Below are 13,233 nucleotides of genomic sequence, written 5' to 3' on the forward strand. Positions count from 1 at the left end.
TCAAGCGGGCTCATCGAACGTAATGCCCATTCGCTCGAGTTCGCGTATCGCCTCTTCAACCGTCAATTCACCTCCCTTTATGCCATCGATCAACGCGCCATATAACGCGTGCTCGTCGAGGTCATTGACTAGGTTTTTTTCCTGTGGTTCTTCAATGCTCGGCTTGGCTGACGACACCCAATACCGCTCTTTCGCGAACGGATAGGTAGGCAGGCTGAGGCGTCGCGGCTTGGTCTCGCCGTAGAGCTTGCGCCAGTCGAACGCCAGCCCCTTCACCCACGACTCGAGCAGTTTGCCGTAGTGACCATCGGATACCCACTGCGCAACGTCTGAACTGACCGATCCGTCTTGTGCTTCTTTGCCGCGCCTAATGTGTCCTTGGTACACCCCTGCGACGTCGCGGCCATCCAAGACCGCGCGCAGCTTGTCCTTGAGTACCGCCATCGAATCGACCAGCAGGCCCAGCCTCGCATCCATCGCCTCGCGCCCGATCTGCAACGTGTACGCCACATCCGCTAGATCGGAGTCGGTCAATTGCCGTGCTTGAACCGCCTCCAGCAGTTGCTGAACTTGCTCCTTCAACCGCTCATCGTTCTTCGCCGACAGCACGACCATCGCAGGCTTTGCCGACGACACCGGCATCGCAACGCGGGCCTCTTCCTTCGGAATGTACTCCTCCAGAATCACGTGCGCGTTCACCCCGCCGAAGCCGAACGAACTCACGCCCGCACGCCGCGGCAACGCATTTCCGCTCTCGTCTTTCAGTCGCTCCCACGGCTGATTGCGCTGCACGATGTAAAACGGGCTGTCCTCCAACTGGATATACGGATTGACCTGCTCGCTGTGCAAGCTCTTCACCAACGTCTTGTGCTTGAACTGCAACAAGACCTTGATCACGCCCGCCACGCCCGCAGCCAACTCCAAGTGACCGATGTTGGTCTTCACCGAGCCCAACCCGCAATAGCCGGCCGGCAACCCCTCTCCACCCAATTCGGCGAACGCGCTCTTGAGCGCATTGACTTCGATCGGATCGCCCAGCGGCGTGCCCGTCCCGTGTGCCTCGATATAGCTAACCGTACGCGGATCGATGCCCGCCTGCGAATACACACGCTTGAGCAAAGCGGCCTGCGCCTTCGGATTGGGCGCCGTGAGCGACTGTGCTCGTCCGCCATGGTTCTCCGCGCTGCCTCGGATCAAGCCGTAGATATGGTCGCCGTCGCGTTCGGCCGCGCTCAGTTTCTTGAGCACCAACATCCCCGCGCCTTCGCCGCGCACGTACCCATTCGCATCCTTCGAGAACGTCTTGCATCGCCCGTCCTCGCAGAGCATTCCCGCCTTGCTGAAACTCAGGAACGTCATCGGGCTGACCAACGTATTGACGCCGCCCACGACCGCCATGGCGAAGCTGTCGTTGGCCAAGCCCTGCAATGCGCGATGTATCGCCACCAGCGAGCTTGAGCACGCCGTCTCGATCGGCTCGCTCGGACCGTGCAGATTCAAGAAGTAGCTCATCCGGTTCGGCCCGATCGAGGGGACCAAACTCGTACTGCTATAGCCTTCCACGCGCGCGCCCGCTCGCGAAATCAGTCCGCTGTAGCCGGTATCGCCCACGCCAATGAAGACCGCCGTATCGCTACCGGATAAGCTCTGCGCCGAATACCCTGCATCCTCGATCGCACGCCATACGAACGTCATCAACAAGCGCTGCTGCGGATCCATCAATTCCGCTTCGCGCGGCGAGATGCCGAAGAACAGCGCATCGAACTCGCTGATGCCGTCCATGAAGCCGCCCCATTTGAGGCCGCCGCTGCCGTCCTTCGGACCCATCTCGCCGTAGACCGTGCGCCAATCCCAACGCTCGGCCGGCACTTCGCTAATGCAGCTACGCTCTTGCAGCAAGTTCTGCCAGAACGCGTCCAAGTCCGGCGCTTGCGGGAAACACCCGCTCATGCCGATGATCGCGATCGCCTCCGGTTCATCCTTCGCGGAGCGCTGCGTCGTTACCGCCGGTAGCTCGGATGTGAACCGGCGTCCACGCTCTAGGCTCACCGGCTCGGCATAAATGGGGGGCGGCTCGACGAAGGTGTCCAGCTCCGGCCTCGGGACCACGTCCACCGGCAACGGCGACCGAGTCGGCGCCGCAACCGCTACCTTGGTCTCCACCTGAGCCGGGGCCAACGCCGCTGTCATTGCGGCACCATGCGATTGCATGAGGTGCTCGGCCATACTGCCCAGCGTCGTGAATTCGAAGAAGACCGTCGGCTCGAGCGACAGCTTAAAAGCGCGATTCAGTTGGTTATTCAACTGCGTGAAGCCGATCGAGTCGATGCCGTACTCGCTCAGTTCCGCGTCCAGTTCCAAATCGTCCACATCCACCTTGAGCAAAGTCGAGACGGCTTGCATCAAGGCCGTCTGGATCTTTTCCAGCAGCTCGCTTTCGGTGATCGCCGGCGTGATCGTCGATGTGGTCACCGCTTCGGCTTGCATGGCCGGCGCGGGCTTCGGAATGCGTAAGAACATCGACTGCAATCGCTTGACGACACCGGCCACAACGATCACTTGCGCTTGTTCGGACGCAAACGCCTCGTAAAGCGCACGAATCCCCGCGGCCGTTTCGAGCGCATGCATTCCGCGGGTTTGCATCCGCTCTAGTACGGCGACGTCAACCTGCATACCACCGTCGGCCCACAGCGGCCAATTGACGGAAAGGGTTCGTCCATGCCGCCGGCCGGCCGCAACCATGGCGTTGCGATACGCCGCGTAACCGTCCATAAAGCTATTGGCCGCCGCGTAGTCCGCTTGCCCCACGTTGCCGAACACACCGGTTACCGATGAAAACAGCACCATCCAATCGAGCGAGATCTCCCGCGTTGCTTCATCCAGCGCCACAAGCCCCGACACCTTCGGCGCCAATACCGCGCGCAACTCGGCCGTCGTCTTCTTCAGCAGGAAGTTGTCGCGAATCACGCCCGCGCTATGAACGATCCCATGCAATGCGCCGAACTCGTCGACGATTCCATCGACCAAGCCCTGCACCATGAGCGCATCGGCAATATCCGCCTGGCGGTATACCACCGTCGCGCCCAACGCGCGCAGTTGCTCGAGCTGGGATAGCTTGTGCTCGTCGAGTGCGGAGCGCCCGCTCAGGACCAAAACCGGCGTGTGGCAATGCTCGGCGATTTCGCGCGCGAACAGCAACCCCAATCCCCCCGCACCACCGGTAATCAGATACACGCCGGCGTCGCGCCACGGCGATCCAACTGGCAAGAGCGCGGACGCATCGAGTTCGACTAGGCCAACCACCTGCCGCGCGCCTTCGACATAGCGCACCTGCACATCTTGCGGGGCCGACGCGTTTTCTTGCAGCGCCGTCGCCACTTGATCGGCACTCGCTTGTTTGCCGATGCTAATGACTTGCCCGAGCAATTTCGGATTCTCTTGCCGAGCCGTCTTGAGAAGTCCCGCTATCCCCGCCGACAGTTGAGCCTCGCCTTCGTCGGCGATCACCACCTGCAACAGCACATCGCCGCTCGGCTTGGCTTGCAACACGACTTGCAGCAGCGCCAACACCTGCGTAGTCGCGGATTCGTAGCGCGCCGCAATACCGCCTTCGCTACGCAGTACTTCGCATTGCGCTTGCGGGAGTTTCGCTTCGACGTCGGCGGCCAGTGCCGCCCATTGCTCGCCCAGAACCACCCAGCGTTGCGCAAAGCCAACCGGCGCCTCGCTCTCGACCGCCTGAGCCCGCCACTCCGGTTTCAGCAGCAACGTGCCGACAGCGGCCGTATCGGTCGAGCCGTCGACCATTCGCGAGGTGAATCCATGCAGCCGGACACAAACTCGGCCGCTTTCATCCATGACGTCGATATCGAGCTTGCGTACCGCGCTGTCTGCCGTGCTGCCGGCGCTATAGCGCACCCACGCCCAGGCCTGCGAGGGGCAAGCGTCCCACAGCTGCAACCGCTCCAACGCAAACGGCAACGACGCCTTGCCGCCGGATTCGCCGAAGCTCAGTCCGAGCGACGCCTGTAGCGCGCCATCCATGATGCTCGGATGCAACACAAACGGCTCTGCGCTCAACCCGGCAGGCATCGTGAGCTTGGCGAGCACCTGCGCCTGTCCGTGCGCGTCGCGACCGATATGCAACGATTCGATTGCCCGGAAGCCCGACCCGTATTGCAACCCCAACGCATCGAAGAGCGCGTAGCACTGCGCCCCCTCGATGCGCTTGTCTTGGCATTGCGCACGCAATGCGTCCAGCGTTAGCGTGACGGACTCGGGACGCTCGCCCAATGCGATACGCCCCTGCGAATGCACGACCGCTTCGCCCCCCTTCTCCGCTTGCGTGTAGATCTCGTAGCCAATCTCGCCCGCGTCTTGCGGCACTAGCGCGATATGCACGGATTGCGACGCATCGCCCACGACCAGTGGCCGAGCAAACACAACCTGCTTGATCGTGACGCCGGCCGCACGCGCTTCTGCAATGTCCGCAGCTTGTGCAATGGCCGCACGCGCCATCTCCAGATGCGCCACACCAGGCAGCACGCGCTGGCCTTGCACGACGTGATCACGCAAGAAGAACTCTTCGCCCGTGAAGGTCGAACTGAAACGCTGCTTATCGAGGTTCGACGTATTGACATGCAGCAATGGGTGCAGCACGGGTTGCGATACCGGACGCGATACGGCCTCGACCGTTTCGACGTGTTCGGCCGCAATCTCTACCCAGTATCGGTTTCTTGCGAACGGATAGGTCGGCAAGCTGATACGCCGCGGCTTGTGCTCGCCGTACAACTGATCCCACGGCAACGCATAGCCTTGGCAGTACAAGTCCGCCAACGCATGCAGGTTCTCCTGGTACCGCTGGCGCTCGCCCTGCAACAACGCCGTTTGGACCAGTAGATCCCGTGCATACGACTCGATCGCCTTTTGCCCGGTAAAGTCGCGGCCAACCTCGCCATGGAACAGATTCGACAGCTTCTCCTTGCTCGCCGCCTCGCTCCAGACGTGCACCGCATGGTCGCGATCGCGCACCACCACCGCGCTGCGATACCGGAAGTGCTGCCGCCCGCACAACAACGTATAGCTCATCTGCGAGAGCGCTTGCGCGTCCCACTCGCCTTCGCGCAGCACCGTCAGAATATCGGCGATCTTGTGCTCCAACGCCTCGCTCGTCTTCGCCGACAACACCAGCAGGAAACTCGGCGGCACGTTCGATACCACCTGCGTCTCAGGCGCGTCGTACGCATCGACCACCATGTGTGCGTTCGTGCCCGTCATCCCGAATGCACTCACCGCACCTCGGCGCGGCTGCCCCGCTCTCGCCGGCCAACGCTTCGTTTCCTTGTTCACATAGAACGGGCTCGATTGCCACTGAATATAGTCGCTCTCTTGCTCGCAATGCAGGCTCGCCGGAATCACCGCGTGCCGCAGCCCTTGCGTCAATGCCACCAGGCTTACGAGCCCCGACGCACCCAACGTATGACCGAGGTTGCTTTTGGTCGACGTCAGCGCGCAGAAACCCTGGCTGCTCGTTTGGTCCTTGAACGTGTCGTACAACGCATTGATTTCGATCGGGTCGCCTAGGCGCGTTCCGGTGCCATGCGTCACCACGTGACTGATCGACTCCGGATCGATCGCATGGCGTTCGTACACCTGCCGCAGCAACGCCGTCTGCGAAGCGCCGCTCGGCGCCGTGATGCCGTTGGTCTTGCCGTCGTAGTTGATGCCACTACCGTGGATCAACGCGTAGATCGGATCGCCGTCGGCCTGCGCTTGGCTCAGCCGCTTCAGCACCAACGCCACCACGGCCTCGCCCGGCACCATGCCGTTGGCTCGCTTATCGAAGGCGAAGCAGTGCCCATCGGATGAAAGCATGCCCATCTGACTCATGCCGGCGTAACTACCCGGCGTGAGCAACAGATTGGCCGCGCCAACGATTGCCGTATCGCATTCGCCGGCATGCAAGCTCAAGCACGCTTGATGAGCCGCGACCAAACCTGACGAGCACGCCGTGTTGATCGTCATCACCGGACCTTTCAGGTCCAAGAAGTACGCGAGCCGCGCGCCAAGCATCCCGTCATGGTTGCCCGTTACCGCGCCTCGGCTGCCCGGCAGCAACTGATAGTCGCCTTGCTCGGCGCCCACGAACATCCCCACCTTGCTTCGATTGAGCTGTTCGCTTCCGTAGCCTGCATCTTCGAGCGCTTTCCACGCCTCTTGCAGTAACAGCCGTTGGCGCGGATCCATACGCTCGGCTTCGCGAGGCGACACTTCGAAGAACAGCGGATCGAATTCGGCCACGCCGGGGACGAAACCGCCCCACTTGCAATTGGTCTTGCCCGGCTCGCTGGCCGGGTCGCCAAAGTATTCGCGCCAATCGAAGCGCTCGCCCGGGATCGCCTCGACCGCATCCTTGCCGCCGCTCAGAATCGCCCACAACTCGGCAACGCTGCGCGCTTGTGGAAAGCGGCCGCTCATGCCGATGATCGCGATGGGCTCGTTCGCCATGCCGAGCGGTTGCTTGACGTTCGCTATGTTGAGCGGCTGATTTCCGTGTGTAGCACCAACAACGTCGCTGCGACTCGCCTCAACAGGCCGAGCCACGGGTGCCGCAACCTGAGTCGGCATTGCCGCTTGCACCACTTCGACCTGGCCACCTTCTCGGTAGAACGCCTCCAGCATCTCGCCGTGCTGCCGCTGCAAATGCACGCCCAATTGCTCCAGCGTCGGATGGCTGAAGAATTGAGCCGGCGTGAATTCGATACCGTAATGCGCGCTCAAATTGCGAGCGAACGTGGCCAGGCTGATCGAATCAAACCCGAAGTCGGCCAGATTCTCCGTGACATCGAGACGCTGGCGCGGCACCTTCAATTGCTCGCTGACCAGCTCCTTCAGGTCCCACATCACGCATTGCTCCAACGTGAAACCCTGCATCGCCGTGCGATAGCCTTTGCCGGCCGGCGTAGCGGTAGTAAATGTCGGAGTAGTCGCAAGCGGTACCGACGTCGACAAGGCAATCACCTTATCCGCACCCAGCCCCAACATACCGTTGATCCGACTACGGCGTCCTGACATCACCACATGCTGGATACCGTCAGCGCTCAGCGCGCACTCGAAAACGTCCAAGCCCTCCGATGCCTCCAGCGCGCGCTGACCGCTCGATTCCAGATACAACCGGGTCGCGCCTTCATCGCCCACCTGCATGCCGCCATCGCGCCACAGCGGCCAGCAGATCACGCGCGCCGCGCCTGATTGGCCACTCCGCTCGCGCGCATACGCCATCAAGAATCGATTGCCTATCGCATAGCTGCACGCACTGAAGTCGCCCAACACCGCCGATGTCGACGAGAAGTAGCAGACAAAATCGAGCGCCTGATCTTGCAGCAACGCATCCAGCACCAGCGTGCCTTTGACCTTCGGCGCGAGCACTTGCTCGAACTGCTGCGACGGCGTCGACAAGATGCTTTGCGCGCTGTCGATCCCGGCTGCATGGATCACCCCATGAATCGCGCCAAAGCGTTCGCTCGCCCGTGCCAATCCCGCCTGCATTGCACTAGCGTCGCAAACGTCGGCTTGCAGGTACTCGACCTGCGCACCCAAGGCTTCCAACTCCCGCAGTTGACGCTCCCGCTCGGCGTTCAGCGGCGAGCGGCCGGTAAGGATCAGCTTGGCGCCGTAGCGCTCGGCCAAGTGCCGTGCGAATAGCTGCCCGAGGCCGCCCCATCCCCCGGTGATCAGGTACGTCCCGCGTTGACGCAGCCGAGTCTCGCCGTGTTGCAGGACGGTCGATCGCGCGCGCAAAACATAACGCTTGCCGTGCCGATATAGCGCGCTTTCGAACGAAGTCGACCCTAGCTCGTGCATGGCGCAACGCATGCATTGCCTTGCGTCCGCCGCTGCCTCGTCTTCCAGGTGCATCACGGCAACCTTCAGATGGGGCAGCACAAGACCCAACGAGCGCTCGAACCCGACCCACGACTCGCTATGGCAGCGCGATAGCGCTTCGGCGCCGCTCGTCCCAAGCAGCACGCGTTTGCACGAGGATTTGTTGTGCGCCAACGCCTGAATCAAATGCACGACCGGCGTGGCTTGTTCGACCCACTGCGGCGCTTCGAGCGGCCAGCCGTAAAGGACGGCATCGATGCAGCCTTGTTCGGTCTCGATCGCGGAGAGTAGGCTAGCGTAGCCCTGCATATCCGATGCCGCCGCAATCGAATAGACAGCCGCGTCCGCAGCGGCTTCCCGCACTTCCCGCGCGACGAACACCACCTTGATTGACGAATCGAATGCCGCCAGCGTCTCGAGCGCATCCCGTTGCTGCTGCGCATCGTTCAAGAAACACACCAGGGTACGCGGTATCGATTGCCCATCCCGTTCGGGCGGCGCCAGCTCTACCCACGCCTCCTCGAACGTCAGCACCTCGGCCGGTTCGCTCTGAACCGAGGAGACAGGAGCCGCATCGATACCCACCGTCACCGGCGACGCTTCATTCGCCGGGGCATGCCCCGCCGTCAACGCCTTCGTGATCGGCGCCCAATACCGCTCTTTCGCGAACGGGTAGGTCGGCAAACTGATACGCCGCGGCGTCCCATCAGGATAGAGACGCGCCCAATCGAATACCAACCCCTTCACCCACAACTCGAGCAGCTTGCCGTACTTGCCCTTGGCCACCCACGATTCGATCGCCTGTTGCAAGTCTTCGTCGCCGGCAAATACGCCCAGCGCTTCCTTATTGCGCTTGACCTGCCCCGTGTGCGCGTCCTCCACGTCTTCGCCGTCGAGGACCGCTTGCAGCTTGTCCTTCAGCGATTCGACCGAGTTGGCGAGCAAGCCGATACGCGCCTCCATCGCCTCGCGTCCGACTTGCAGCGTGTAAGCCAGGTCGGCCAGATCCTCGTCGCCGAGCTCCTGTGCCCGAACCGCATCCAAAAGCCGGCGAACTTGCTCCTTCAACCGCTCGTCGTTCTTTGCCGACAACACCACCACGGCGGGTCGTTCCGCCGACACCGGGATCGCCGCGCGAGCTCCCTCGCTCGGGATGTACTCCTCCAAGATCACGTGCGCGTTAGCGCCACCGGCGCCAAACGACGACACGCCCGCGATGCGCGGGTACTCTCGCAGCGCGGCGCCGTCCACCGAGACGACGGGCCGCTTCCATTCGCCCAATTCCCGTTGGACGGCAAAAGGCGTCTTTTCGAAATCGATATTCGGGTTCAGCGTTTGCGCATGCAGGCTCGGGACGAGCGTCTTGTGCTTCATTTGCAGCAACACTTTGGTGACGCCCGCCACGCCGGCTGCGCTCTCGCAATGCCCGATATTCGATTTGGCCGAACCGATCGCGCAGTACTGGCGCGCATCGCCGCCTGGCGCGAACGCCTTGCTCAGTCCGGCGATTTCGATCGGGTCGCCCAGCGCGGTTCCGGTGCCGTGCGCCTCGATATAGCTGATCGTGCGCGGATGCACGCCCGAGCGCTGCAAAGCGGCCGCGATGAGCTTTTGTTGGGCCGTGGGATTGGGGACGGTAAACCCGTTGGTCTTACCGCCCGCATTGAGCATGCCGCCTTTGATCACGCCATAGATATGGTCGCCATCGGCGATCGCTTGCTGCAACGGCTTCAGCACCAGTGCGCCGACACCTTCGCCGTCCACGAACCCGTCGGCCTTATCGCCGAAGGCACGGCATTGATTGCCGCTGGACAGCATCGTCATCGCCGACAGGCCCATGTAGTGGACCGGATGCTCGATCAAGTTCACACCGCCCGCAATGGCGCATTCGCTCGTGCCGTTGGCGAGACTTTCCAACGCCAGATAAATCGCCGTCAGCGACGACGAACAGGCCGTGTCCACCGCCAGGCTCGGACCATTGAAGTCGAGCAGGTAAGACACGCGATTGGCGATCGACCAATGATTCGGCTGCACCGTATAGGTGCTGTTCATCACCCCGACAAAAACCCCTACGCTGCGACTCGCGCACAGGCTCGCAGGCGTATAGCCGGCGTCTTCGATACTGGCATAGGCTTCCTGCAAGAACAGCCGTTCCTGCGGATCCATTTGCTCGGCCTCGCTAGGCGCGATATGGAAAAACAGCGGATCGAACTCGTCGATGCCGTCGATGAAGCCGCCCCATTTCGTATAAATCGACCCCCACTTGCCTTTTTCCTCGGAGAAGTAGGCCTCCCATTTCCAACGTTCCGCGGGAATCTCGCCGATGCAATTTTTGCCCTCGCGCAGGTTGGTCCAGAACTCGGTCGTATCGCGGGCCTGAGCGTAACGACCCGACATCCCGATGATCGCCACGTCCTGATTGCGCGCCGGCGAAGCTGACGGTACCTGTTGCAACTGCACACGCTGACGGGTCAACCGATTGCCGGCCGCCGGTTTAATTATGGGCGCCGCGGACGCCGCGGGCGCCGCGCTCGTCGCGCGAGGCGCGGCCTGCTGAACGTCGAGCCCGGTGATCTTCAGCGCCGTTTCCCGCTGCGTTTCCAAGAAATGGTCCGCGAGCGCATCGATCGTTTTATGTTCGAATAGCAACGTGCTGTTCACGTCGCTAAACACCTGATTAAGCCTATTGCCGATTTGCACGACGAGAATCGAATCGATCCCGTAGCGCTCCAGCGGCTCGGACGCGTCGAGTTGGTTCGCGGACATTTTCAGCGTCTGCGCGACCAGCTTTTTGATGTGCGACGTCAACTTCTCTTTGAGCGCGGCGCCGGTTTGCGCCGTCGGCGCGACGGGAACCGACGTGCGAGCCGCCGATTCAGGCGCCCTCGCCGCGACTTCGCGAATGACCGGCCGCTCGGCTTCGACGCGCACGCTACGCACAGGCGCAGGCGCCGCGACTCGTCGTTGGCGGATCACACCGTCGCTCTCGGCCACAACGACTTGCTGCCCCAGGCCATGGGCCGGTTCAGCCGGAAAAGAGACGGAACCGAACCCCTCGGCCGTCAACACGCGTTGCCAGCTTTGCGGCGTCAGTGCCGGCGATCCTTCGATGCGCAGTGCCGGATCGTCGTAGCGCCACCACCCCTCCAACAGACCGAAGGTCAAATGGGTGAACAGGTTGTTGCTGGACATTTCGTTGAGCAGCAACACCCCATTGCGTTTCAATATCGCCTTGGCGTGGCCCACCGTCTCACGGATATTCCGGGTTGCATGCAACACATTGGTCGCCAGCACCAAGTCGAAGCTGCCCATGTCTACGCCTTGCAGCTCCGGCGCCTGCTCCGCGTTGAACAGCCGGTAATCCAGATAAGGCGTGGTCGGTCCGTACTGCTCTTGAGCGTGCAGTAAGAATGCCTTCGAAAGGTCCGTGTAAACATAGGTCTCGATATGCGCCTCGTACGGCTTGAGCGCTTTGAAGACCAACGCACTGGTTCCGCCCGTGCCGGCGCCGATTTCGAAAATGCGTACGCGCGCATCGGGTTGAGCCGCGATTCGGGCCTCGACATAGGCAACCACGACGTCGGCAAGCACCTCGTTGAAATAGTCCGCTTGCCGGTTGTTCTTGTAGACGTTTTCGACCAATTCCATCGAAGAGTCAGGGAACATGACGTCCGTGGCGAGACGCTTGCCGGTGAGGACATCGGGCAGCGCACGCAACGTGGTTTCGACCAGACGCAACTGCGCGCGCATGTGCGGCGAGCTCGACCATGTCGCCTTGTCCTCGTCCCACCGCGGCCACAGCTCATCCACGTTCGCCGGGGTAACGCCGGTTGCACGATACGATCCGTTTTCCGACGTCAAGAAGCCGTCGTTCTCGAGCACGCGCAGGCTTTCTTCGAGCCATCGCTCATACATCGCCGGCAAGCCGGCTTGCGCTTTCCAGCGAGGCAAATCGGATACGCCGCTCGCGAATCCCAATTGACCGAGCTGCGCCCACAGCAATTGGCCGAGCGCTACCATCAGGGCCTTGGCGTTCGCTTCGGCGCCGCGATCTTGTGCCACGGCGGCCACGCGCTTCGCCTGTCCTACGCGGCCCAGCGCTGGCATGAGGGACGGTGCGCTCCGATGGGAGACCCGAATGGTTTCCTGCACGCTCAACTCCAAGCCAAGGCTCTTTCTCATCACCGGCAGCACTTCCGGCTTCGTCGTCTTGAAGAACGCCACTTGATCGATCGGCCCCGCCAGCAGCCTCTCCAAGAGGTCCATGGCTTCCGGCGGCTCGATCGAGCCGATTCCCGCCTGTGCCATCCGATCCTGATACGAAGACGATGCCACCACGCCCACACTGCCCCAATAGCCCCAGTTCACGACCTTTACAGGGCAAGCGACTTGGCCGGCAAGCCATTGCGCAAACGCGTCCTTGAAGGTGCAGCCGGCCGCGTAATTGCTTTGACCGGGTGCTTTGACGAACGACTGTAGCGACGAGAAAAACAATATGAAATCCAACGCTTCTCGCCCGAACACCTCGGCCAGCCGCACGCTCGTATCGACTTTGGCGACGAGGCTCTGCTTGAATCGCGCTTCTTCCATTTGAGCCAGGCTCTTATCCGACAACACGATCGCGGCATGAACCACGCCATGGATCGCGCCGAATGCCGCCTTGATTTGCTCATATGCCCGGTTCAATGCGCCCGCATCGGCAGCGTCGGCCGCGAAGTAGCGCGGACGAGGACCGAGCGCGCCCAGACGATCTAGTTTGTCTTGGATCGCGCTATCGACTTCGCGGCGGCCGATCCAGACCAACTGGGCCTGGTAGTGCCGAATCAGATACTCGCTCAACGCTTCGCCGATGCCGCCGGCTCCACCAATGACGACGTAGACGCCGCCTTGGAGGAAACGCGTTTTATCCGCTTGCGCCAACTCGCAAGGGACGACCTGTTGCCGATGCCATTGGCCCGCACGATAAGCCCATGCATTGCCTCCGGCCTCGACAGGTAGCGTCAGCATGTCATCCAACGGCCAGGTGCCGGCCGCCACGTCGATCAACTGCACCTTCCAGCCGCGGTATTCCTTGGCGAGCGAGCCGATCAATCCGTGCACGCTGGCGTGACCGGGCTGGATCGCCTCATGGCGATCGATGCCTTGGGTCTGCTCGGTGATGGCCGTCCAACGCAACGGCTTCGATTCATAACCCAATTGCAAGAGCGCTTTGATCAAGCGGAAGCCCGTCATCACACCGCGCTCTTGTTGCCGATCAAAACCGTCTTCATCGGCCGGCACGATCCAGAACACGTGCTCGATCGGCCCCTGTGCCTTGAGCACTTCGACGATCGCATCGATGCTGTCCTC

1 protein-coding gene (running past one end of the window) is annotated in these 13,233 nt (G+C 61.9%); it reads right to left on the reverse strand.

What is annotated here, in order from left to right; all coding sequences use genetic code 11:
• On the reverse strand, nucleotides 1-13,233 hold the 3' portion of the coding sequence (locus AB1286_RS26695; RefSeq protein WP_430366228.1) for an SDR family NAD(P)-dependent oxidoreductase. 15,663 nt of this gene lie beyond the right edge of the window; only the last 13,233 of its 28,896 coding nucleotides appear in the window; its start codon lies beyond the right edge, outside the window; the stop codon is at nucleotides 1-3.

This window comes from Trinickia sp. NRRL B-1857 (genome assembly GCF_050470685.1).
GTDB lineage: Bacteria > Pseudomonadota > Gammaproteobacteria > Burkholderiales > Burkholderiaceae > Trinickia.